This window comes from Nocardioides sp. HDW12B, from assembly GCF_011299595.1.
Taxonomy (GTDB): domain Bacteria; phylum Actinomycetota; class Actinomycetes; order Propionibacteriales; family Nocardioidaceae; genus Marmoricola_A.
Map to the genome: position 1 here is coordinate 1128978 of NZ_CP049867.1, position 23687 is coordinate 1152664.

At 72.8% G+C, this 23687-nt stretch carries 22 protein-coding genes; 12 read left to right on the forward strand and 10 right to left on the reverse strand.

Features of this window, described 5'->3' with window-relative positions:
• Positions 1-38 precede the first annotated feature (38 nt).
• Together leuA and G7072_RS05410 are read left to right on the forward strand one after the other, a co-directional pair.
• Positions 39-1745: a 2-isopropylmalate synthase gene (gene leuA / locus G7072_RS05405; protein WP_166084592.1), complete on the forward strand. Its 1707-nt coding sequence runs from the start codon at positions 39-41 to the stop codon at positions 1743-1745.
• Positions 1746-1905: 160 nt separating this feature from the next.
• Positions 1906-3549, forward strand: a complete 1644-nt coding sequence (locus G7072_RS05410) for a HAMP domain-containing sensor histidine kinase (protein ID WP_166084593.1) — start codon at positions 1906-1908, stop codon at positions 3547-3549.
• On the opposite strand, the gene G7072_RS05415 is transcribed toward G7072_RS05410, so the two are convergent.
• The gene (locus G7072_RS05415) at positions 3482-3985 is read right to left on the reverse strand and encodes a GNAT family N-acetyltransferase (protein ID WP_166084594.1); all 504 of its coding nucleotides are present in this window, start codon (positions 3983-3985) and stop codon (positions 3482-3484) included. The genes G7072_RS05410 and G7072_RS05415 overlap by 68 nt on opposite strands.
• Before the next feature lie 151 nt (positions 3986-4136).
• On the opposite strand from G7072_RS05415, the gene G7072_RS05420 reads away from it, so the two are divergent.
• The 3 genes from G7072_RS05420 to G7072_RS05430 are packed head-to-tail and all read left to right on the forward strand — an operon-like array spanning position 4137 to position 6568.
• Complete coding sequence (locus G7072_RS05420; protein ID WP_240917161.1) at positions 4137-5006, forward strand: alpha/beta hydrolase; 870 nt, start codon at positions 4137-4139, stop codon at positions 5004-5006.
• A 36-nt stretch (positions 5007-5042) separates the two neighbouring features.
• Positions 5043-5771: a DNA repair protein RecO gene (gene recO / locus G7072_RS05425; RefSeq protein WP_166084595.1), complete on the forward strand. Its 729-nt coding sequence runs from the start codon at positions 5043-5045 to the stop codon at positions 5769-5771.
• Positions 5768-6568: an isoprenyl transferase gene (locus G7072_RS05430; protein ID WP_166084596.1), complete on the forward strand. Its 801-nt coding sequence runs from the start codon at positions 5768-5770 to the stop codon at positions 6566-6568. The genes recO and G7072_RS05430 overlap by 4 nt, the downstream gene beginning before the upstream one ends.
• A 142-nt stretch (positions 6569-6710) precedes the next feature.
• On the opposite strand, the gene G7072_RS05435 is transcribed toward G7072_RS05430, so the two are convergent.
• The 5 genes from G7072_RS05435 to G7072_RS05455 form a co-directional block, all read right to left on the reverse strand.
• Positions 6711-9179, reverse strand: coding sequence for a hypothetical protein (locus G7072_RS05435; protein WP_206063297.1), 2469 nt, complete (start codon positions 9177-9179; stop codon positions 6711-6713).
• A gap of 47 nt (positions 9180-9226) precedes the next feature.
• On the reverse strand, positions 9227-10258 hold the full coding sequence (locus G7072_RS05440) for a peptidoglycan-binding protein (protein ID WP_166084597.1): 1032 nt from the start codon (positions 10256-10258) through the stop codon (positions 9227-9229).
• A 147-nt stretch (positions 10259-10405) separates the two neighbouring features.
• A complete protein-coding gene (locus G7072_RS05445) occupies positions 10406-11245 on the reverse strand; it encodes a thioesterase family protein (protein WP_166084598.1) in 840 nt (279 codons plus the stop codon).
• A 294-nt stretch (positions 11246-11539) separates the two neighbouring features.
• A complete protein-coding gene (locus G7072_RS05450; RefSeq protein ID WP_166084599.1) occupies positions 11540-13246 on the reverse strand; it encodes an MFS transporter in 1707 nt (568 codons plus the stop codon).
• Positions 13243-13905: a Crp/Fnr family transcriptional regulator gene (locus G7072_RS05455; RefSeq protein WP_166084600.1), complete on the reverse strand. Its 663-nt coding sequence runs from the start codon at positions 13903-13905 to the stop codon at positions 13243-13245. The genes G7072_RS05450 and G7072_RS05455 overlap by 4 nt, the downstream gene beginning before the upstream one ends.
• An 80-nt stretch (positions 13906-13985) precedes the next feature.
• Here G7072_RS05455 and G7072_RS05460 point away from each other — a divergent pair, with 80 nt between their 5' ends.
• The 3 genes from G7072_RS05460 to G7072_RS05470 all read left to right on the forward strand — a co-directional run bounded on the left by G7072_RS05460 (position 13986) and on the right by G7072_RS05470 (position 16357).
• Positions 13986-14819, forward strand: coding sequence for a GAF domain-containing protein (locus tag G7072_RS05460; protein WP_166084601.1), 834 nt, complete (start codon positions 13986-13988; stop codon positions 14817-14819).
• A complete protein-coding gene (locus G7072_RS05465) occupies positions 14816-15628 on the forward strand; it encodes a S8 family serine peptidase (protein WP_166084602.1) in 813 nt (270 codons plus the stop codon). Before G7072_RS05460 ends, G7072_RS05465 begins: the two co-directional genes overlap by 4 nt.
• Before the next feature lie 192 nt (positions 15629-15820).
• Entirely contained in the window at positions 15821-16357 is a 537-nt protein-coding gene (locus G7072_RS05470) for a hypothetical protein (RefSeq protein WP_166084603.1), read from the forward strand.
• 216 nt (positions 16358-16573) lie between these two features.
• On the opposite strand, the gene G7072_RS05475 is transcribed toward G7072_RS05470, so the two are convergent.
• Genes G7072_RS05475 through G7072_RS05490 form a run of 4 tightly spaced genes read right to left on the reverse strand, consistent with a single transcriptional unit; the run spans position 16574 to position 19782 of the window.
• Complete coding sequence (locus tag G7072_RS05475) at positions 16574-16999, reverse strand: Fur family transcriptional regulator (RefSeq protein WP_166084604.1); 426 nt, start codon at positions 16997-16999, stop codon at positions 16574-16576.
• A complete protein-coding gene (locus G7072_RS05480; protein WP_166084605.1) occupies positions 16986-17984 on the reverse strand; it encodes a metal ABC transporter permease in 999 nt (332 codons plus the stop codon). Before G7072_RS05480 ends, G7072_RS05475 begins: the two co-directional genes overlap by 14 nt.
• Positions 17981-18838 carry an ABC transporter ATP-binding protein gene (locus G7072_RS05485; protein ID WP_166084606.1) on the reverse strand — a complete coding sequence of 286 codons (858 nt, stop codon included), beginning with the start codon at positions 18836-18838 and terminating at the stop codon, positions 17981-17983. Before G7072_RS05485 ends, G7072_RS05480 begins: the two co-directional genes overlap by 4 nt.
• Positions 18835-19782, reverse strand: a complete 948-nt coding sequence (locus tag G7072_RS05490; RefSeq protein WP_166084607.1) for a metal ABC transporter substrate-binding protein — start codon at positions 19780-19782, stop codon at positions 18835-18837. Before G7072_RS05490 ends, G7072_RS05485 begins: the two co-directional genes overlap by 4 nt.
• A 73-nt stretch (positions 19783-19855) precedes the next feature.
• Here G7072_RS05490 and G7072_RS05495 point away from each other — a divergent pair, with 73 nt between their 5' ends.
• The 4 genes from G7072_RS05495 (at position 19856) to G7072_RS05510 (ending at position 23637) form a co-directional block, all read left to right on the forward strand.
• Entirely contained in the window at positions 19856-20170 is a 315-nt protein-coding gene (locus G7072_RS05495) for an antibiotic biosynthesis monooxygenase family protein (RefSeq protein WP_240917257.1), read from the forward strand.
• A 104-nt stretch (positions 20171-20274) separates the two neighbouring features.
• Entirely contained in the window at positions 20275-21675 is a 1401-nt protein-coding gene (locus tag G7072_RS05500; protein WP_166084609.1) for a glycine--tRNA ligase, read from the forward strand.
• A gap of 26 nt (positions 21676-21701) precedes the next feature.
• Entirely contained in the window at positions 21702-22397 is a 696-nt protein-coding gene (locus G7072_RS05505; RefSeq protein ID WP_166084610.1) for a hypothetical protein, read from the forward strand.
• 85 nt (positions 22398-22482) lie between these two features.
• Positions 22483-23637, forward strand: a complete 1155-nt coding sequence (locus G7072_RS05510; protein WP_166084611.1) for a phosphoribosylformylglycinamidine synthase subunit PurQ — start codon at positions 22483-22485, stop codon at positions 23635-23637.
• Positions 23638-23687: the final 50 nt, after the last annotated feature.

Sequence of the window (23687 nt, forward strand, 5' to 3'; positions counted from 1 at the left end):
CGCTTCCGGAACCCTTCCCAGCCAGCGAGGACCCAGCCATGACCCCGTACGAGCACAACCCGCAGCAGTCGAGCGGCATGCCGCACACCCGCTACGAGCCGTTCATTCCCGTCGACCTGGCCGACCGCACGTGGCCGACCCGACGGATGACCGAGGCGCCGCGCTGGTGCGCGGTGGACCTGCGTGACGGCAACCAGGCGCTCATCGACCCGATGAGCCCGGCCCGCAAGAAGAAGATGTTCCAGCTCCTGGTGGACATGGGCTACAAGGAGATCGAGGTCGGCTTCCCGGCCGCCAGCCAGACCGACTTCGACTTCGTGCGGATGCTGATCGAGGACGACCTGATCCCCGACGACGTCGTCATCCAGGTGCTGACGCAGGCGCGCGAGCCCCTGATCGAGCGGACCTACGAGTCGATCCGCGGCGCCAAGCAGGCGATCGTGCACCTCTACAACTCGACCTCGACGCTGCAGCGTCGCGTGGTGTTCGGCCTCGACATGGACGGCATCGCCGACATCGCGGTCCAGGGCGCGCGGCTGTGCAAGAAGTTCGAGGAGTCGGTCCCGGGGACGACCGTCTACTACGAGTACTCCCCGGAGTCCTACACCGGCACCGAGCTCGAGTTCGCCGCCCGGGTGTGCAACCAGGTCATCGAGGTCTTCGAGCCGAGCGCCGAGAAGCCGGTCATCATCAACCTGCCGGCGACGGTCGAGATGGCCACGCCCAACGTCTACGCCGACTCGATCGAGTGGATGAACCGCCACCTCAACCACCGCGAGCACGTCGTGCTGTCGCTGCACCCGCACAACGACCGCGGCACGGCGGTCGCCGCGGCCGAGCTGGGCTACCTGGCCGGCGCCGACCGCATCGAGGGCTGCCTGTTCGGCAACGGCGAGCGCACCGGCAACGTCTGCCTGGTCACGCTGGGGCTGAACCTCTTCACCCAGGGCATCGACCCGCAGATCGACTTCTCCGACATCGACGAGATCCGACGCACGGTCGAGTACTGCAACCAGCTGCCGGTCCCCGAGCGTCACCCCTACGGCGGCGACCTCGTCTACACCGCCTTCTCCGGCTCCCACCAGGACGCGATCAAGAAGGGGTTCGAGGCCCTCGAGCGCGACGCGGCCGCGGCCGGCGTACCGGTGGGCGAGCACGCCTGGGCCGTGCCCTACTTGCCGATCGACCCGGCCGACGTCGGGCGCAGCTACGAGGCCGTGATCCGGGTCAACAGCCAGTCCGGCAAGGGCGGCGTGGCCTACATCATGAAGACCGAGCACAAGCTGGACCTGCCGCGCCGGCTGCAGATCGAGTTCTCCCGGGTGGTGCAGGAGCACACCGACAGCGAGGGCGGCGAGGTCTCCGCCGACAGCATGTGGAGCTACTTCACGCAGACCTACCTCGACCCGACCACGCCGCTGAAGCTCAACTCCGTCCACACCTCCTCCGCGGCGGGGGAGAAGGACCAGCTCGAGGTCAACGTGTACGTCGACGGCGAGCTGCAGACCCTGCGCGGGCAGGGCAACGGCCCGATCGCGGCGTTCTGCGACGCCCTCGCCGGCGTCGGGTACGACGTGCGCGTGCTGGACTACGCCGAGCACGCCCTGTCGTCCGGCGGCGACGCCATCGCCGCGGCGTACGTCGAGTGCGCCGTGGACGGTCAGGTCGTCTGGGGTGTGGGCCTGGACCCCAACATCGTGACCGCGTCGCTGCGGGCCGTGACCAGCGCCGTCAACCGCGGCTGACAGCCGACGGGGACGGGCGGGACCTCCCGCCCGTTCACCGTCGTTGCCGCCCCCGGACGTGGGCGCCTCTGGCACTCTGTGGGAGCGTCGCGCGCGCTGGCGCCCAGGAGAGCGGGAGGCCCAGCAGGTGCCGAGCAGGCGAGGGGGGCGACGGGTCCTGATGGACTCCGTGATGCACCGGCAGCTGCTGTTCGTCGTCCCGGTCCTGCTCAACGCCGCCTTCATCCTGCCGACCGGTCAGGCTGTGCTCGGCGCCGGGGACGCGTACCTCGGGGGCCTGGCCCTGGTGGTGCTGGCGACCGTGGCCGCCGTCGCGAACGAGACCGGCCGCTTCCCCACCCGGCTGCTGTGGCTCGTCCCGGTCCTCGACCTGCTGGCGGTCGGGGCCCTGCGCCTGGTGCCCGAGAACGGCGGGGTCGGCGTGCTCGTGGTGCTGCCGGCCGTGTGGCTCGGCGTCGACCTGCTCGAGCGCGGCGTGCTGCTGACGGCGGTGCTCACCCTCACCACCGTCTCGGTGCCGCAGCTGGCGGTCTTCGGCACGGGAGCGGACTCGTGGTCCCGCGCGGTGCTGCTGCCGGTCGTCGCGGCCAACGTGGCGATGGCCGGGGCGGCCCTCGCGCGCCGCTGGACCCGCCAGACGCACCGGCTCGCGATCAAGCACGAGGAGCTGGAGAAGACCTACGAGCACGAGCACCGGGTGGCCGCGCGTCAGGAGCTGATCGCCGCGACCATCGACGTCGGGCTGGTGATGATCGACCGCAGCGGCGCCTACACCTCGCTCAACAGCAAGCAGCGCGAGCTGCTCGACGTGGGCTACCCCCACGGGCACCGCGGGCAGGCCGGCCAGGAGGGGATGGTCTTCGCCGAGGACCGGGTGACCCCGCTGCGCACCCGCGACATGCCGACGACCCGGGCGCTGCGGGGGGAGCGGTTCACCGACTACGTCATCTGGGTCGGCGACCCGGCGGTCCGGCAGCTGGCGATCTCGGTGTCCGCCGCCCCGATGTTCGACGAGCTCGGCGACTTCGACGGCGCGGTGCTGGTCTACAAGGACGTCACGGAGCTGGTGTCCGCGCTGCGCGTCAAGGACGACTTCGTCGCCACCGTCTCCCACGAGCTGCGCACGCCGCTGACCTCCATCATGGGGTTCCTGGACCTGGTCACCGAGACCGACGAGTCCTTGAGCGAGAGCACCCGGGCGCAGCTGTCCATCGTCAAGCGCAACTCCGAGCGGCTGCTGCGACTCGTCAGCGACCTGCTGATGGCGGCCCAGACCGACGAGGGGCGCCTCGTCCTCGTCCGCCGGTTGCGCGACCTGTCCGAGCTGGTCGCCCAGGCCGTCGACGACGTGGTGCCGCAGGCCCGCGACGGCGAGGTCCGGCTGGAGCGCCGGATCGCGCCGCTGGTCGAGCTCGAGATGGACGAGACCCGGATGCGGCAGATGGTCGACAACCTGGTCAGCAACGCCGTGAAGTACACCCCGCCGGACGGCGTGGTCGAGGTGAGCCTGGTCGACCACGGGGACCGGGTGGTGCTGCGGGTCAGCGACACCGGCATCGGCATCGCCGTGGCCGACCAGGAGCACCTGTTCACCCGGTTCTTCCGGGCGCCGGAGGCCGAGACGCTGGCCATCCAGGGCGCCGGCCTCGGGCTGGCCATCACCAAGGCCATCGTCGAGGCGCACGCCGGGACGATCGAGGTGGACTCCGAGCCGGGGCGCGGCACCCGCTTCGAGGTCACGCTCCCGCGGCTGACGGCGGTGGACCCGCCGGACGCGGGGGACGCTCCATCTCGCTCTTCATGAGCGTGGCGCCGGGACGGATCGGCTCGCGGGCACCGGTCGGCGCGAAGCCCAGGTCGCGGTAGAGCCGCTCGGCCGGGTTCTGGTCGGCGACCCAGAGGACGAGGCGGTCGCCCCGCGGCACGGCGCCGACCAGGTGCTCCAGCACCGCGCGACCCACCCCGCGGCCGCGGTGCTCGGGGGCGGTCCACATCGCCACCACCTGCGACACCCCCGGGGTGGGGATCACCAGACCGCCCGTCGCCACCGGTTCGGCCTGCACGGCGGCACCGACGCGCGCCAGCACGGCGTACGACGTCGCAAGGCGCTCGCGCCACTGCTGCTCGGTGAAGTCCTGCTCGCGCTGCCACGCAGACCCGAACGCGTCAGGGTCGCTGCGGAGCCCGCGCAGACGGACCTCGCGCCAGGCGCGCCAGTCCTCGGGGACGGCCCGGTGCACGACGACGGGGCCGGCGGACGGGGAGGGCGGAGTCGGCGGAGACGGGGGAGTCGGCGGAGACGGGGGAGTCGGGGGTGGCGGCACCCGACCGGTTCTACCAACCTCCCGGCGACCGGTGCCACGGGGTTTCCACTTCTGGGAGACTGTACGCATGGCGGCGACGTTGGCCTCGGAGCAGGTCGGACAGTTCATGATGGGCCCCTACCGGCTGGAGTACACCCAGTACGGCGCCGGGGACCACTGGGTCGTGCTGCTGCCCGGCCAGCTCATGCCGCGCTCGATGCACGGGCCGCTGGCGCGGGTGCTGGCCTCGGCAGGCATGCACGTGGTGACGCTCGACTTCCTCGGCCACGGCCGCTCGGACCGGCCCGAGGACCCGCGCGTCTACTCGATGACGGCGTGGGGGGAGCAGGTCGTGGCGCTGCTCGACCACCTCGGGGTCGAGCAGGCGCTCGTCGGCGGCACGTCGTTGGGCGCGAACGTCAGCCTCGAGGTCGCCGACGCCGCCCCCGAGCGGGTCAAGGGGCTGCTGCTGGAGATGCCGGTCCTCGACAACGCGCTGGAGGCCGGGATCGTCGCCTTCGCGCCGCTGATCTACGTCGGCCGCTACCTGCCCTTCACCATCACCGGCCTGGCGACGCTGAGCCGGATGGTGCCGCGGCGGCTCGTGCCGCACTGGGGCGCCGTCGTGCTCGACACGATGCTGCAGCGCCCCCGGCCGATGTCTGCTGCCGTGCACGGGCTGTTCTTCGGTCGCGTCGCCCCGCCCCGCAAGGACCGGATGCGCATCACCGCTCCTGCCCTGGTCATCGGGCACCCGCACGACCCCATCCACCTCGCGGCCGACGCGCAGATGCTGGCCGAGGAGCTGCCGAACGCCACGCACCTGGCCGCCTCGAGCATCCTGGAGTGGCGGCTGCGGCCGCAGCGCCTCGACGACGAGGCGACGACCTTCGCCCGCGCGGTCTGGGGCGAGGGACCGGCCGTGGGCGGGTCCGCCTCGCGCGTCGGGGGCCGCTAGCGCCGTCGGGCTCGCGGGACCGGGCAGAATGGGCCGGTGCCCACCTACCGCGACGAGGCGGTCGTGCTGCGCACCCAGAAGCTGGGTGAGGCCGACCGCATCATCACCCTGCTGACCCGCTCGCACGGTCGTGTGCGCGCGGTCGCCAAGGGCGTACGTCGCACCAGCTCACGCTTCGGGGCGCGGCTCGAGCCGTTCGTCCACGTCGACGTCCAGCTGGCCGAGGCCCGCACCCTCGACGTGATCACGCAGGCCGAGACGCTGCACGCCTACACCGACCGGCTCGGTCGCGACTACGCCGCCTACACCGCCGGCACCGCGATGCTCGAGACGGCCGAGCGGCTGGTGGTGGAGGACAAGGAGCCCGCGCTCCAGCAGTACCTGCTGCTCGTCGGTGCGCTGCGCGCGATGTGCGAGGTCGGGCGGGCGCCGGCGCAGGTGCTCGACGCCTTCCTGCTGCGCTCGCTCGCGGTGGCCGGCTACGCGCCGTCCTTCGACGCCTGCGCGCGCTGCGGGGTCGAGGGCCCTCACGTCGCCTTCCACCCCTCGGCCGGCGGGATGCTCTGCGCTCCGTGCCGCCTGCCCGGCTCGGCCCGGCCCGCGACCGGCACGGTCGCGCTCCTCGGCGCCCTGCTCGCCGGGGACTGGGACCTCGTCGACGCCGGCGACCCCCGGCACCTGCGGGAGGCCAGCGGCCTGGTGGCCGGCTACCTGTCCTGGCACCTCGAGCGTGGCCTGCGGTCGCTGCCGCTGGTGGACCGGTGAGGGGCTCGCGTCGCCGGGCGGCCACCACCACCGCACGCCGGGAGGTCCGCGCACCGACCCCGCACCCGTCGGGCGACCGACCACCGGCGATCCCGGCCGAGCTCGTGCCCCACCACGTCGCCATCGTCATGGACGGCAACGGTCGCTGGGCCAACGAGCGGGGGCTGCCCCGCACGGCCGGGCACACCGAGGGTGAGAGCTCGCTGTTCGACGTCGTCGAGGGGGCCATCGAGCTCGGGGTGAAGGCGGTCTCGGCGTACGCCTTCTCGACGGAGAACTGGTCGCGCTCGCCCGAGGAGGTGCGCTTCCTCATGGGCTTCAACCGCGACGTCATCCGGCGCCGGCGCGACGAGATGCACGAGCTCGGCGTGCGGGTGCGCTGGGCCGGCCGGGCGCCGCGGCTGTGGCGCTCGGTCATCAAGGAGCTCCAGGTTGCCGAGGAGCTGACCCGCGACAACGACGTGCTGACGTTGACCATGTGCGTCAACTACGGCGGGCGGGCCGAGCTCGCCGACGCCGCGCAGGCGCTGGCCCGCGACGTCGCCGCCGGCCGGGTGAACCCGGACCGCGTCGACGAGAAGGTCTTCGCGCGCTACCTCTACGTGCCCGAGCTGCCCGACGCCGACCTCGTCTGGCGGACGTCGGGGGAGCAGCGGCTGTCGAACTTCGTGCTCTGGCAGGCCGCCTACTCCGAGATGGTCTTCACCGACGTGCTGTGGCCCGACGTCGACCGCCGCGACCTCTGGCGCGCCGTCGAGACCTACGCCCGCCGCGACCGCCGCTACGGCTCCGCCTGACCCCCGCTTCTCATTGCGAGGGGCCTGCCGATTTCACTGGGGCCTGCCGGTTTCACTAGGTACCTGGTGAAACCGGCACTTCCCGAGCGAAGCATCACTCGGGAAGCGCCGGTTTCGTGCGGGAAGCACGCCGTACGACGGGTCAGGGGCTCGTCGAGGGAGCCGGGGCGCTCGCCGCCGGGCTGGAGGCGACCGACGGGGAGCTGCTCGGCGACGGCGCCGGCGTGGTGCCGGAGCTGCCGCTGCCCGAGTCCGTGCCGGAGGAGGTGCCCGAGTCGGTCGAGCCGTCCGTGTCGTCCGTCGTGCCCCCGGTGGTGGTGCCACCCGTCGAGGTGGTCGGGGACGGGCTCGTGCCCGTGGTCGGGGTGGCCGACCCGGTGGGCGACGCGCCGTCGCTCGGGGTCGCGCTCGGGCTCCCGCTCGGCGTGGCGGACGGGTCCGGCGGGACCTCCACCGGGTCCAGTGCGTTCTCGGCGACCTGGACCTCCAGGATGGCGAGGATCTCGTCCTTGTAGCCCTCCAGCCGGCTGATGATGTCGGCCAGCGGCAGCGTCGGGATGGTGGCCGCGAAGGCGGCGATCTCGGTCCACAGGTCGGCCAGCGCGACCTGCTGGGCCTCGCCCGGGAGCGCGTCGACGGTGACGACGAGCTGGCTGGCCACGGCGGCGGTGATGCACTCGAAGCAGTCGTAGTTGGCGGCGGTCGAGAGGTTCTGCGGCACGATCACGTCGGCGTCGCCGACGATGACCACGACCTGGAACGCGACGGCCACCGACACGCAGTTGGAGCAGCTCGACAGGGCGATCGCCTCGTTGGTGTTCAGGGCCTGGTCGTCCTCGACCCACACCATCGCCATGGCGACGTCGTACTTCACCGAGCTGTCCGTGGTGTTGACCGCCAGTGCCTGGTTGTCGCCCTCGTCGGGGGGCAGCGGCTGGTTGAAGGGGAAGACCCAGGTGGGCGCCTGAGGGTCGGTCGAGCCGCCGTCGGTCTCGCTCCCGGCGTCGGGGTCGACCGCGGTGTCCTCGTCGCCGGGCTCGGCGACGGTGCCCCCGCTGTCGACGGTGCCGGTGCCGGAGGGCACGAGGACCAGGGCCGGGACCGGCTTGTCCTCGGTGGGCAGCGGCTGGTCGGCCGGCAGCACGGTGCGGGCCAGGCCGCCCTCGAGGGCCTGCGAGGTCGGCACCTCGATGCCGACCCGCTGCAGAGGGGCGGCCGCCGCCTGCTGCAGCGTGCCGCCCTCGAAGGGCAGCACGGGGCGGTAGCGCTCGGCGTCGGGCCACCACGCCCAGACCAGACCGGCGACCATCGCGGCGATCGTCGCCATCGCGATGCCGCGGCGGAAAGGCTTGCCGGCCGTGCGGGTCCACGTCGCGGTGCCGACGCTCGTGCCGAGGCGGTAGAGGATCAGCGCGATGGCCAGCACCGGGAACGAGAAGGCGATCATCGAGACCAGTGCGTCCAGGGAGGCCAGGACCTCCATGTCGCCGACGGCGGCGCCCAGCTTGGAGGCCTCCTGCGAGGTGCTCGCCCAGGCCGTGCCCAGGATGCGCGGCAGCGTCAGGACCATGGTGAGCAGCGCGAAGGCGAGCAGGGGCACGACCGCCAGCACCCAGACGGTGATGACCGCGCGCGCCCACGGCTTCAGCTCGGCGGCCTTCGGGTCGCGCCAGCGGGTCGGCCACAGCGACGCGAGGGTGGGCCCGATGCGCGGGTAGAGATCGGGTACGCCGGTCAGGTCGGCCAGCACGTGGTAGCCGTCGAAACGCACCAACGGGGTGAGCTGACGGATCATCTGCAGGATCTGGGTGGCGATGACCAGCAGCAGGGCGTCCCAGCCGGTGCCCCACCACACGCCCGCGATCGCGACGGCGACAATGGCGTTGAAGTAGAGCCCGCCGAGGTCGGTGCGGATCCGGCCCAGCCGCCCGAGGCGGTAGCTGTCGGTGACGTCGGTGTAGAAGGCGGGCCAGACCAGGTAGATGCCGGCGCCCATGACGCCGGGGACCGCGCCGCCCTTGCGGGCCGCAGCCGCGTGGCCGAACTCGTGGAAGCCGGCCGAGAGCACCGTGACGGCCACGACGAGCAGCAGCAGGCCGGGCTTCTGGAACGCCTCGTAGGTGGCCGAGGCCAGACCCTTGTCCAGCAGCAGCCACCAGCTGGTGACCAGGAAGGCCGCCATGAGCGGGATCCAGACCAGGGGCGAGAAGAGCACCCGGAAGGGATCGGTGATGCGCTGGGTCCGCTCGGGGTCGGTGACCGACACCTTGGCCCGCAGGCCGAGCAGCGGGTTGCTGCGCTTGAGCTCCGGTGCGGAGCCGTCGGCCTTGAGCAGCAGACCGAGCGGGCGCAGCTGCGAGTCGACGAGCGTCCGCACGTTGTCGGCGGTGACCGGCTTGCCGGTGCGGTCGCGCACGCCGTCGGCCACCTCGTCGTACCCGCGCCTGCCGTCGACGGCTTCGAGGACGGCGTACAGCAGCGGCGTGACCTGCAGGGTCTGGCCGTCGGCGCGACGGACCAGGGAGGGAGGGGTGCGGTAGCCCGACCCCTCCATCTCCCCGATCAGCTGCAGCCCGTCGGGGCGTGTCGGCACGTCCGAGACGACGGTCACTCAGGCCTCCCAGCCGGGTCCAGCGCCGGCACGGGGCCGGCGCGAGGTCACTGGGTGATCTCGGCGTCCTGGTCGGTGGTGGCCTCGGCGCTGCCGGTGATGTCCTGGGTGATGATGGCGTCCTGCTGGGACACCGCCGTCGCCTGGGAGTCGACCGAGCCGATGTTGGCCGCCACCGCGGCGTCGATGGGCGCCGCCACGTTGGCGTTGGCCGCGACCGAGCCGGCGATGGGCGCGGCCAGGTCGGCGTCGGCGTCGACGTTCACGTTGACGTTGAGCAGGTTGCCGTCGAGCAGGCCGCTGGTGTTGACGCCGTCGACGGTGTCGCCCACCGTGCCGGTCACGCCGTCCACGGTGCCGCCGAGGCCGCCGGTCACGCCGTCCACGGTGCCGCCGACGCCGTCGGTGCCTCCGACGACCCCGTCGACCACGCCGTCGGCCGTGCCGCCGGTGTCGCCACCGACCACGCCGTCCACGGTGCCACCCACGGTGTCGGTGACGGTGCCGGTGGTGTCGCCGCCGACCACGCCGTCGACGGTGTCGCCCACGGTGCCGGTCGCGCCGCCCACGGTGTCGCCCACCGTGCCGGTGGTCCCGTCGAGCGTGTCGCCCACGGTGCCGGTGGCGCCGTCGAGGGGCTCGGAGACCGAGGTGGGCGCGTCGGTGACACCGGCGGTGCCGGCGTCGGTGGCGGTCGTCGCAGCCGCGGCGTCGACCGGTGCGGTGCCGCTCTCGGTGCCGTCGTCGATGACGTCGTTGCCCTGGTCGATCGCGCTGTCCTGCTCGGACGTCGCGAGGGCGTCGGCGTCGACGCTCTGGTCGATGATCACGCCCTGGTCGCTGAGCGCCTGGGCGGTCGAGCCCTCGGACAGGATGTTGGTGCCGACGGCCGCGTCGATCGGGGCCGCCACGTTGAGGTTCGCGGCGACCGCGAGGTCGATGGGTGCGGCGGCGTCGATGGCGAGGTCGACGTCGGCGTTGAGGTCGAGGATGGATACGACCTCCTTGTCCGGAAGGGCGGTCACCCCCTCCGCCATGAGGTCGGCCTCGCTGAGTCCCTGCGGCTGTACGTCGGTCATGTGTGTGCTCCTCGAGTCCCGGACCAGGACCGCTCGTCAGGGCTCGTGCGCCCCGAGCGGTTCGTAGAACCCTGTCCCTTGCGTCCCGGTTCCAAACGTGCGGTGAGGGGGTCCGGACCGATGCGGTCCCTCGCCTGAGGCGCGGCGTCAGTCGCGGACCCGACGGCCCCCGTCGTCGTCGTACTCCACGCGCTCGAAGTCGACGGGTCGGCGCGCGTTCGCGAGCGCGGTGACGGTGACGTGGCCCAGCGGTCCGTGACGGTCGAGGACCGCCACGGTCCCGACCGCGATGCCGTCGTGCTCGACCCGGTCGGTCGCCTCCAGCCCCACCTCCACGCCGTACGGCGCACGCGCCAGCGTCAGGGTGAGGTCGGTGTTGATGTACTGCACGCCGCCGGTGCCCCAGTGCAGCACCATGCTGGCGCTGTCGGCGACCGAGGCGACGGCGACGAAGCCGCTGGGCCGCTCGCCCGCGACCACGGGGAGACCCGTCTGCCAGGTGCGCTTGCGGCCGTCGTTCTGGTGCTCGGCGAAGTCCTGCGACCACCCGGCGCCGCTGTCGAAGAACGGCACCCGCGGCTCGTCGCTCGCGGGCACCTGCTCCAGGGGCGGTGGCTGGGACGCGGCCCGCGACGACCACACGCGGCCCTCGGGGTTCTCGGTCGGCAGCAGGTGGACGGCACTGGCGCGCGCCACGACCGCGTCGCCCTGACGCAGGTCGGCGTCGACCAGCACGATGCGGCGCCCCTCGCGCACCACGCGCGTCGCGACCGTGCACGGCTCCATGGTGGCCGGGCGGAAGAGGTCGACCGCCCAGCGGGCCGGGCGCAGCTCGGTGCGTCCGAGCTGCGCGAGCTGCTGCTCGACCCCGCGGGCCAGGGCGCCGCTGACCGCGACGCCGTGCATCTGGTTCTCGCTCCACATGCTCCGTGCGATCGAGGTGGGGACCAGCTGGTCGCCGGCGAGGGTGAACAGGGCCAGGCTCATGGGCCCGAGCCTCCCAGGTCGTCGCGCCGGGCCGGGTCGTGGGTGTCCGCAACCGGACACCGCTTGTGTCCGCGAGCGGACGGACCGGGGGCCGGTCCGCTGGAAGAGTCGGCCCCGTCGGACCGGCTCGGGGGCCTGTCCGGTGCTGGGCCCGACCGGCGAGGAGGGGACGCCGTACGCCGGTCGGGGCAGGTGGGGAGCTGGTGGGGGGACATGAGCCGGTGGCGGGTCCGATCGGGCCCGCCACCGGTGACCCGGTGTCCCGGTGTCGCCGGTGTCGCTGTGTCCCGCGGCTCAGTCCTCGCGCGGGATCCCGGCCTGCGTCAGCCGCCGCGTGGGGTGGGTGCGGCTCAGCCGCAGCGAGGCGCCGTCGAGCAGGGCCGCGGTCGGGGTCTCCTGGGTCAGCGCCGCCACGAAGGCCTCGCCCGGGATGCGGAGCACGACGGCGTCGCCGACGGCCCGCACCGTCGCGGTGCGCGCGATGCCCTCGATCAGACCGATCTCGCCGAAGCCGGCGCCGGGGCCCATCGTCGGCAGGTCGACGACGCCGCCGTCCTCGCCGCGCGCGCTGACGGCGAAGTCGCCGGACTCGGCGACGTAGAACGCGTCGGCGGTGTCGCCCTGGCTGATGACCGTCGCGCCGGCCGGGACCTCCTCGCGCACCGCCTGGGCGGCGAGCTGCTCGAGCGCGCCCTCCGACACCGACGCGAACAGCCCGGAGCGGGAGAGCAGCGCGAGCCGGGGAGCGAGCTCGGCCCGACGGGCCGCTGACTCCGCGTCCAGCCGGCGCAGCGCGGGCAGCCCGAGCAGGCACAGCACCGGTACGCCGACGCCGGTGAACCACAGCATCGCGTCGAGGCCGAGGACCCGGATGCCGACCGGCACGAGGGCCGAGCCCACCAGGATGGCGCCGAGGCAGAGCCCGTCGAAGGCGCCGAAGACGCGTCCGAGACGCTCGGCCGGCACCGACCGCTGGAGCGCGGTGATGGCCAGCACGTCGACCACGAGGGTGGCGGCGCCGCGCAGGCACTGGGCCACGAAGCCCACCGCGGGCTCGTCGCTGACGAGGAAGACCAGGGTCGGCAGGCAGTAGAGCGCCATCCCGACGAGGATCACCGGTCCCAGCCGGGATCGCCGCTCGAGCCGGGTGACCAGCCCGGCGGCCGCGATGCCGCCGATGCCGAGGCCGGCGAGCAGGTAGCCGTAGCCCTCCGCCCCGGTGCCGAGGACCTCCTCGGAGACCACCACGAACAGCACCGTGTCGGTGCCGTAGACGAAGGTCGCCACCACGCTGAAGGCGACCAGCACGGCCGTGCCGGCGGACTCGCCGATCGTGCGGATCCCGACGGTGAGCTGGTGCAGCGGGCCGGCCTCGCCCCCGTCGGTCACGTCGACGGGGCGGCTGCGGGTGCGTACCCGACCCACCAGGAGCGCCGAGGCCGCGAAGGTGAGCGCGTTGAAGCCGACGGCCAGCCACGGGTCCGCGACCAGCAGGGTCAGGGCCCCGATGGCGGGTCCGGCCACCACGCACACGTTGTCGACGGTGTTGCGCAGCGCGTTGGCCGAGCCGAGGTCCCGCTCCGGCACCAGGAGCGGTGTCATCGCGGTGGCGGCCGGCTCGTAGACCGTCGACGTCGCCGCCGTGACGCCCACGGTCACCAGCACGAGCACGGGGGGCGCCCCCACCAGCATCTCCAGCGCCAGCACGGTCATCGCCAACGCGAGGAAGACGTCGAGCCCGACCATCAGTCGGACCCGCTCGAACCTGTCGGCCAGCACCCCGCCGTAGGCACTCATGACCAGGGCCGGCCCGAAGCGGGCGGCGGTGGCGGCCGCCAGCCACCCGGCGGACCCGGTCTCGTCGATCAGCCAGACGGCGAGCGCGACGTTGTAGGCCCACGAGCCGATGCACGAGGTGGTGAAGGCGCCGATGAAGAAGCGGTAGTCGCGGTGGCGCAGGCTGGTCAGCAGCGACGGCCGGTCCGGGGGCCGGTCGCTCACCGGCCCGCCTTGCGCGCCAGCGTGGGACGGTCCAGGACCACGACGCGACCGCGGCCGAGCTCGATGACCCGCTGCTCCTGCAGGCGCTGGAGCACCTGGTTGACCGACGGTCGCGTCCCTCCGACGAGGTCGGACAGCTGGTCCTGGGTCAGGGGGACGACCGTGGGCGACGGGCCGTCGGCGTACACCTCCTGGAGGCGGAGTAAACAGCGGTAGACACGACGGTCGAGGCCGACGTACATCGTCTCGAGCAGGCGGTCGCTCAGCTCGCGGACCCGCTCGGCGAGGAGGTCGACCAGGATCTGGTTGACCGCGGGGAACTGCTCGCGCACGGCGTGGAAGGCCGCCGCGGACAGCACCTGGGTCTCGGCCGGCTCGAGGGCCAGGACGGTCGCCGAGCGTCGGTGCCCCAGCTGGCCGGGCAGCAGCGCCAGCTCGCCGACGTGGGCGCCGGGGGCCAGCACGTTGAGCGTCGCGCGCTCCCCGTCCGGGGTGGCGACCTGGACCGCGAGGTGACCGGCGGTCACGAGGTGGAGGGCGTCGCCCGGGTCACCCTCGTGGAAGACGACCTCGCCCTTGCGGAAGGTGCGGTGACGGGCGGCGGAGAGCACCGCGGACCGCGCCTCGGGCGACAGCGGTGCCAGCAGGGGCCAGTCCATGGCGAAGGTCTACCACAGGGGTCCGGTGGCGGCGCGTGCACAACCGGCCCTCTGCGCACGGGGTTTGCAAGACTGCCGCCATGACGACCGACGGCACGCCTCCCACGGGCGCCCCCGACCCCGACGACATCGGACTGGCCGCCCGCCTCGGCGACGCCCTGGGCACGGCGGTCCGTCCCGACAACCTCGAGCGGGAGCTGCGCGCGGCCACCTCGGGCATCCGCGAGGCGTTCGGTGCCGCGGCCTGCTCCTTCGCCCAGGTGCAGCCGGACGGGGCGACCCTGCGCTTCGCCGCGGCCGACGGCGCCGGCGCCGAGGAGATCGTCGGCGTGAGCCTGCCGGTGAGCCGCGGCATCGTCGGGTGGGTGGCGATGTCGGGGGAGCCGATCCAGGTCGCCGACGTCGCCTCGGACAAGCGCTTCGCCCGTGACGTCGCCGAGTCCACCCACTACGTGCCGACGACGATCATGGCGGCGCCGGTGCTCGACGCGCACGGCGACATCGCCGGCGTCGTGGAGGTCCTCGACCCCGCCGAGGCGCCGGCGGGCGGCCCGGCCCGCGACTCCGGCCGCGACCTCACGATCCTGGGGCTGCTGGCCGCGCAGCTCGGCTCCATCATCCGGCTCTCCGCGCTGTACGACGCCCTCGGCACGGGCCTGCTGCGGACCCTGGCCGACCCCGAGGCCGGCGGCGCCTTCGACGAGGCCCTCGCGGCGGTGTCAGACCCCGAGGCCGGCGTGGCGCTGCAGGGCGTGGCCGAGGCCTTCCACGACCTGGCTGCGGCCGGGCCCGCGGCGGCCCGGATGGCCGAGCGCGTGCTGAGCGAGGTGGCGTCCTACGTCAGCCAGACCGCGCACCAGCCCGGCCGGGCCGGCGGCCGGTCGTCCCGCACCTCCGGTCGTCCCCGGCCATGACCGTGCTGCCCGAGTGGTCGGCGGCGTTCCTGGGCGACGGTCCCGGACGCACGATCGGTCTGCCGCTGCCGCAGGAGCGGCGCGAGTGGGCCTGGGGAGGAGCCACCGGGGCCGGGGTGAAGGTTGCCGTGGTGGACAGCGGCGTCGACGCCTCGCACCCCGCCGTGCGTCACCTGGCCGGGGCCGTCGCGATCGAGCCGGACGCCGAGGCGGAGGACGGCTACCGCGTGGTCGAGGGCGACCACGAGGACCTCTACGGCCACGGCACCGCGTGCGCCGGGATCATCCGCGCGCTGGCGCCCGAGGCCGAGATCTACAGCGTCCGGGTGCTCGGCAGCAACCTGAAGGGCAAGACGTCGGCGTTCTACGGCGGCATCGCCTGGGCGGTCGCGAACGGCATGCAGGTGGTGAACATGAGCCTGAGCTCCAAGAGCGACCAGTGGTACGCCGCGCTGCACGAGGTGGTCGACGAGGCCTACTTCGCCGACGTGATGCTCGTGTGCGCGGCCAACAACATGCCGGGTCCGACGTACCCCTCGCAGTTCGCCTCCGTCTTCTCCGTGGCCGCGCTGGGCGGGGACCGGTCCGAGGCGCTCGCCTACAACACCTCGCCGCCGGTGGAGTTCGGCGCCCGCGGGCTCGACCTCGACGTCGCCTGGACCGGAGGCACCACGATCAACGCGACGGGCAACAGCTTCGCTACCCCGCACGTCGCCGGCATGGCGGCGCGGATCCTCTCCAAGCACCCCGGGCTGACGCCGTTCCAGATGAAGGCGGTCCTGCACGCGATCGCCGACAACGCCGACTGAGACCCCGACCGAGGCTCGGACCGGAGCCCGGGCCGGAGCCCGGACTGGAGCCCGGACTGAAGGTCGGACGAGGGTCCCTGGTGTTCGGGACCGAACGGTGGTTGTGTCGGCCAGCAGACGGTCCGCGGACCGGCGGGCGGCGAGAGTAGTGGCACGGACAAGAACCCACCTACACACCCCCAGGGGGACACCATGAGCACCTTCCAGCCCGGCGACGAGACCTTCGACGACGTGACCGGCCACAAGCTTCCGGTCCGCGGCGCGGTCCCCGAGGACGAGTCCACGACCGAGGGCCACGGCTTCCGGGCGCTCGCCCTCCCGGACGACGAGACCGACCAGGCCGACGAGGTCGAGGGGCACAAGCTGGCCCGGACGAACTTCACCGACGACGAGGAGGTGGAGGGCCACAAGCTGGCGCGGACGAACTTCACCGGCGACGACGAGGTCGAGGGCCACAAGCTGGCCAGGACGAACTTCAACGACGACGACGAGGTCGAGGGCCACAAGCTGGCCAGGACGAACTTCACCGACGACGACGAGGTGGAGGGCCACAAGCTGGCCAGGACGAACTTCAACGACGACGACGAGGTGGAGGGGCACAAGCTGGCCAGGACGAACTTCACCGACGACGACGAGGTCGAGGGCCACCGCATCCAGGCCCTGCCCGGCGACCTGCCGGCCGACGCCGACGACGACGTCGAGGGCCACCGCCGCCCGATGGTGAAGTGACCCGCTCCTGACTCAGCTCTCCCACCGAGCCCCGCGGTACGACGTACCGCGGGGTTCGCTGCATCTGCCGGAGGGTTGTGGACGCCTCCCCAGGGGTGTGCGCCTTGGTCGGCGTCCATAACCCCGCGTTACATGCGGTGGGACCTCGACCTCGCACGCAGGGGGAGGGGCCGGAGGGGGGAGGGGCCGGAGGGGGGAGGGGCCGGAGGGGTGGGGTCAGCGGCAGGCGGGGCAGGTGCCGAAGATCTCGAGAGTGTGGCTGACGTCGGCGAAGTCGTGCTCCTCGGCGACGGAGGTGGCCCAGCGCTCGACGGTGGGACCCTCGACCTCGACGGTGCGGCCGCAGGCGCGGCACACGAGGTGGTGGTGGTGGGTGCCGCTGCAGCGGCGGTAGCGCGCCTCGCCGTCCTCGGCGCGCAGCACGTCGACCTGGTCGCTCTCCGCCATCGCCTGCAGGGTGCGGTAGACCGTCGACAGCCCGACCTGGTCGCCGCCCTGGCGCAGCAGGTCGTGGATCTCCTGGGCCGAGCGGAAGTCCTCGAGCCCGGCCAGGCAGGCCGCGACGGCCCGGCGCTGGCGGGTGGGCCGGCCCCCGGTCAGGTCGGTGCCGGGCTCGGCGCTCGTCGGCTCAGTGCTCGTCATAGTGGCTCCCGTGGGGTGCGTGGCGGTGGCCGTCGTGCACGTAGTCGACGTGGTCGCCGTGGCGGACCGCGAGGTGACCGCAGTCGGGTCCGTGAAGGTGGCCGTGGTCCTCGGGCACCACGTGGTGGGTGTCGTCGAGCTCGAAGGCGTCGGTCTCGTGGCCGAAGGGCTGGCGTCGCCGCAGCCGCGAGCGCGACCACATGCCCACCGGCCAGGCGAGGGCGAAGCCGGCCAGCGCGATCAGCACGATGGTCGCTCCCGGCTGGACGTCGACGTACGCCGAGACCATCAGCCCGGAGACCGACGCGACCGTCCCGACGACCATCGCGGCGAGCAGCGTCGCGCGGAACGTCCGGGTCACCTGCTGCACCGTCGCCACCGGCACCACCATGAGAGCGCTGACCAGCAGCAGCCCGACGGTGCGCATCGCGACGGTGACGGTGACGGCGGCGAGCACCGAGACCAGCATGTTGTAGGCCCGGACGTTGACCCCGGCGACCCGGGCGAAGTCGGGGTCCTGGGTGATCGCGAACAGTCGTGGGGCGAGGCCGACACTGAGGGCCACCACCGCCGTGGCCAGACCCACGACGATCCACAGGTCGTTGTCGTCGACGGTCACGATCGACCCGAAGAGGTAGCGGTTCAGCGTGTTCGCGCCCTGCCCGGCGAGCCCGGTCAGCAGCAGGCCACCGGCGATGCCGCCGTAGAACATCAGTGCCAGGGCGACGTCGCCGCTGGTCCCGCGCTCGCGCACGATCTCGACGACCACCGAGGCGATGATCGCGACCACGACCGCGGCGAGGACGGGGGAGGTCTGCGTGAGCAGCCCGATGGCGACGCCGGTGACGGCGACGTGGCCGATGCCGTCGCCCATGAGGGCCTGACGGCGCTGCACGAGGTAGGTGCCGACGGCGGGTGCGGCCAGCCCGGTGACGACGGCGGCGAGCAGCGCGCGCTGCATGAATTCGAGGGCGAGGATGCTCATCGGCGCGGCTCGTGGTCCTGGGGGCGCTGCGACCCGTCCGCCTGCGCGCGCGGGACCTCGAGCGGTCCCCGGACGTCAGGGGAGTAGTCGTCGTGCGCCTGGTGTGTCGGCGGGTGGTGGGCGTGCGAGTGCGGCACGTCGTGGAACGTGCCGAGGGGGTCGCCGTCGTAGGCGACGCGGCCCTCGCGCATCACGACCGTGCGCGTGATCAGCGGCGCGAGCGGGCCCATCTCGTGGGCGACCAGCAGGATCGTGGTGCCGCGGGCGACCAGCCGCTCGATGATCGCGGCGAAGCTCTCCTGGCTGGTCAGGTCGACGCCGGCGGTCGGCTCGTCGAGGACGAGCAGGTCCGGCTCGGCCGCGAGCGCGCGGGCGATGAGGACGCGCTGCTGCTGCCCGCCCGAGAGGACAGCGGTGCCGTCCTTCGCGCGGTCGGCCAGGTCGACGGCCTCGAGCGCGTCCTGCACCGCGCGCCGGTCGACGGCGCGCAGCGGCTGCCAGGCTCGGCGGTGGGCCAGGCGACCGGCGGTCACGACCTCGCGGACGCTGGCCGGGACGCCGGTGGTGGCGGTGATCCGCTGCGGGACGTAGCCGACCCGGCGGTGCTCGGTGAAGTGCGCGAGGTCGGTGCCGAAGAGCCTCACCGACCCGGTGCGCAGGGGGGTCAGCCCGAGCAGCGCCCGGACCAGGGTGGACTTGCCCGAGCCGTTGGCGCCGAGCACCGCGACGACCTCGCCGGCGTGCACGGCGAGGTCGAGGTGGCGCAGGATCGGGCGTCCGCCCAGCACGACGCCGCCGTCGGAGATCTCGACGACGGTCGCGCGGGGGGCGGACGAGGGGGGCAGAGGCGTCACGAGCAGGAGTTCGCCGTCCGGATGGCCTCGAGGTTGCTCTCCATGAGGGAAAGGTAGTCCTCGTCCTCGGTCTCGTCGGTCAGACCCTCGATCGGGTCGAGCACGGCGGTCTCGATGCCGAGGCCGTCGGCCAGGGTCTCGGCGAGCGCGGGGCTCACCAGGGTCTCGTAGAACACGGTCGTCACGCCCTCGTCGGTGATGACGTCCTGCAGCTCCGCCAGCCGGGCGGGGGACGGCTCGGCGTCGGGGGAGATGCCGGCGATGGGGGCCACCTCGATGCCGTAGGTGCCGAGGTAGGAGAACGCGTCGTGGCTCACCACGATCGTGTCGGTCTCGCACGACGCCAGACCGGTGCGCATCTGCTCGGCGAGCGAGCCCAGGTCGTCCTCCAGCGCCGTCAGGTTGGCGGCGTAGGCCTCGGCGTTGTCCGGGTCGGCCTCGGCCAGCTGCTCCTCCAGGGCCGCGGCGACCGACGACATCCGCTCGGGGTCGAGCCAGAAGTGGGGGTCGGTGCCGTCGGCTCCCTCGGCCGCATGGTCGTGCCCCTCCTCGCCCTCGTGCTCGGCGTGCTCCTCGGGGTCCTCCTCGGCGGCGAGCAGGTCGGCGGAGTCAGCGGCGTCGACGACGCGCTCGGGCCCGTTCTGCTCCAGCGCGTCGTCCACCGCGGGTTGGAAGCCGGCCAGGTGGACCGCCACGTCGGCGTCGGCCAGCTCGGCCGTCTGCTGCACGCCGATCTCCAGGTCGTGGGGCTCCTGGCCGGGGCTGGTCAGGTTGACCACGGTGGCGTCGGGGCCACCGATGCGCTCGGCCAGGTACTGCAGGGGGTACATCGAGGTCACGACGGTGACCTCGTCGCCGCCGGCGGCGGAGGCGTCGTCGCCGCAGGCGGCGAGGGGGAGCAGCAACAGGGACGCGGCGGGGAGCGCGAGGCGACGGGTGAACATGACAACTATTCTCAAGAGGAATGAGAACCGTTGTCAAGTTGGTCGGTGCGCGGGGGCCTACGATCGCCCCGTGATGGTCATCAACCGCTTCGTCGTCGAGCACGACTCCGACGCCTTCCGGGCCGAGATCGAGCGGGCCCGGGCCGTGCTGGCCGCGCAGAAGGGCTTCCTCGACGGCGCGGTCGGGCGCAACGTCGACGACCCCACTCGGTGGGTGCTGACGACCCGGTGGGAGGGGCCCGGCGCCTACCGCCGCGCGCTGTCGGCGTACGACGTCAAGGTCGAGGCCTGGCCGGTCCTGGGGCGTGCCGTCGACGAGCCCAGCGCCTACGAGACCCTGGAGCCGGGGGAGCGGGCCAACGACGCCCGCCCGCGCGTCACCGACTGACCGGATCCCGGGCGTCACGGCGCAGAAGGCCCCACTAGGGTGGGGCCTTCGTCCGGGGCGGTCAGCCAGGCCGTCGCACCACGACAGCGCAAGGAGCCACCAGCGTGTCCACCAAGTCAGGGGCCACCATCGACAGCGTCGTGAGTCTCGCCAAGCGGCGCGGCTTCGTCTACCCGTGCGGGGAGATCTACGGCGGCACGCGCTCGGCCTGGGACTACGGCCCGCTCGGGGTGGAGCTCAAGGAGAACATCAAGCGCCAGTGGTGGCGCGCCATGGTGCAGCGCCGCCAGGACGTCGTTGGGCTCGACTCCAGCGTCATCCTCCCGACCCGCACCTGGGAGGCCTCCGGGCACCTCAAGACCTTCAGCGACCCGCTGGTCGAGTGCCAGTCGTGCCACAAGCGCTTCCGCGAGGACCACCTGCAGGAGGACTTCGCCACCAAGAAGGGGCTCGACGACCCCGACGCCGTGGACATCAACGAGTCGGTGGCCTGCCCCAACTGCGGCACCCGCAACGCCTGGACCGAGCCGCGGGCGTTCAACATGATGCTCAAGACCTACCTCGGCGTCATCGAGGACGAGTCCGGGCTGCACTACCTGCGCCCCGAGACCGCCCAGGGCATCTTCCTCAACTTCGCCAACGTGCTCACCAGCAGCCGGCAGAAGCCGCCCTTCGGCATCGCCCAGATGGGCAAGAGCTTCCGCAACGAGATCACGCCGGGCAACTTCATCTTCCGCACGCGCGAGTTCGAGCAGATGGAGATGGAGTTCTTCGTCAAGCCCGGCGAGGACGAGGAGTGGCACCAGCACTGGATCGACGAGCGCACCCGGTGGTACACCGACCTCGGCATCAAGCCCGAGAACCTGCGCCACTTCGAGCACCCGGCCGAGAAGCTCTCGCACTACTCCAAGCGCACCGTCGACATCGAGTACCGCTTCGGGTTCTCCGGGCGTGACTTCGAGGAGCTCGAGGGCATCGCGAACCGCACCGACTTCGACCTCAAGCAGCACAGCGAGTTCTCCGGCAAGGACCTGTCCTACTTCGACCAGGCCAGCAACGAGCGCTACGTGCCCTACGTCATCGAGCCGGCAGCGGGGCTGACCCGCAGCCTCATGGCGTTCCTCATCGACGCCTACTCCGAGGACGAGGCCCCCAACACCAAGGGCGGCGTCGACAAGCGCACGGTCCTGCGGCTCGACCCGCGGCTCGCGCCGGTGAAGGTGGCGGTGCTGCCGCTGTCACGCAACGCCGACCTCACGCCGAAGGCGCAGAAGCTGGCCGCGGACCTCCGCGAGCACTGGACGGTCGACTTCGACGACGCCGGTGCCATCGGTCGCCGCTACCGCCGCCAGGACGAGATCGGTACGCCGTACTGCGTCACGGTCGACTTCGACACCCTCGACGACGACGCGGTGACCGTCCGGGACCGCGACACCATGGCGCAGGAGCGGGTGGGCCTCGACGGGGTCCGTTCCTGGTTCGCGGAGCGTCTCCTCGGCTGCTGAGGCTCCGAGCAGGCAGAATCAGTGGAATGGACGACGTGCTGACGAAGCGACCCACCCGAGCCCTGGCTGCCCTCCTCGCCTCGGGACTGCTGCTGGCCGGGTGCAGCGGCGGCGAGGACGAGCCGGAGGCGGACGCCAGCAGCACGCCCACGGAGAGCGCGTCGGAGTCGACGTCGGCCTCCCCGGCCGGTGACGACGTCACCTCCGCGGGCACGCAGCTGGTGTACGGCGACACCGCGACGGTGGAGTACGAGGCCAAGGGCCGCACCGCGCTGCTGGACCTGACGGTGAAGTCGGCCGAGGAGGGTGCGCTCGGCGACTTCTCCGGCTTCGACACCGAGGACCCGCTCGTGCGCAACGCGAGCTTCTACTACGTGCGCGTGCAGGTCGAGAACGCCGGCAAGAAGGCCTTCGGCAGCGCCGAGGTCCCGCTGTGGGGCATCAGCGGCGCCAACACGCTGCTGCCGCCGGTCAAGTTCACCTCCTCGTTCAAGACCTGTCCCACCGAGACGCTGCCGGCCAGCTTCAAGCCCGGCGCGAAGTTCTCCACCTGCCTGGTCTTCCTCTCCCCCCGCAAGGGCAAGCTCGAGGGCGTCAGCTACCGACCGACGGTCGACGTCACGCCCATCGAGTGGCGCGGCGACGTCGAGAAGGACGCGCCGAAGAAGAAGTCGGCCGACAAGAAGTCGGGTGCCAAGAAGAAGGGCTCCGGCCAGGGGTGAGCCCGGTCGGACCCGACCGTCGAGGCAACCGAACGGTGTCGCGGTGCGTCGTCTCCTGCGTAGGCCCCTGACAGGAGAACGAGCAGTGACCCTTCGACCCAGCACCCACGGCAGTCCGGCTGGGGGCGACCGGCTCCGGTTGCGTGCCCGGAGCACGGGCACAGCCCTGGCGCTGCTGCTCGCGTTCGCGGTCGCCGGCTGCGGCGACCAGGACGGTGCGTCGAGTTCCGAGGAGGGCGCGCTGGTCGGCGCCCGCGTGCTGACGCCGGGCGGGTCGACGTACGACGCGGTGCGACTGACGTGGGCGCAGGACGGCACCCTCCACTACGGCGACCGCACCTTCGACACCGGCGCGACCAGCATCCGCCAGCTCGCCGCCGCCACGTCGGGGTGGTTCCTCCAGGTCGCCGACGGCCAGTCGGCGGAGGACCCGGATCGCTGGGTCTTCTTCGACGGCGAGCGCACCACCGCGCTGGGCGAGGCCGTCGAGTTCGTGGCGACCTCGCCCGACGGACGGTACGCGGGCTGGGTCGACCGGGACGGTCCCGAGCGGGCGGGCGGTCAGGTCGCGCGGGTCGTGGTCGTGGACCTCACCACCGGCCGGGTGGTGCTCGACGACTCCACCGGGATGGGTGGGGAGAGTGCCGGGGACGACGTCGACTACCTCTACTCCGAGCTGCCGCCGACGTTCCTCGGTTTCGACGGCACCTTCGCCTACTGGCAGGCCCCGTCCGGCCGGCTGCGCTGGTCCGAGGCCACCGGCGTGGAGACGGCCCAGAAGGAGGTCGACGGCGCACCCGGCCCGATGCCGCGCGGCCGCCCCGTCGACCGCTACCTCGGCACAGCGATCGCGGTGCGGGAAGGGCGCGTGGACACGACCGGGGAGGGCGGGCCCACCGGCACGCTGTCGCCGGACCGGGACACGGTCGCCACGGCCAGCGGCTACGGGTCGACGGTGGTCACCGACGCCCGGACGGGCACCCGCGTCGCGCTGGACGTCGGGCACCGCTTCGCGACCTTCGGGTCGTGGGTCGGCGACGACCAGGTCGCCCTCGTCACCACCGACGAGAGCCTGTGGGGCCTCAAGGCCGAGGAGCGCTACCCCAGCGGCGGGTTCGTCACGACCTGCTCGCTGACCACCGGCGTGTGCCGCGACGAGCCGGTCCGTCGGGTCTACGAACCGACCCGCGGCACGTTCACGGTCGTCTTCCCCGGCGAGCTGCGCGACTTCTACCTCTGAGCGCCGGTCCGCCGGCCAGGGGCACGGCCGCCCGGCGGCGCGATTTCACC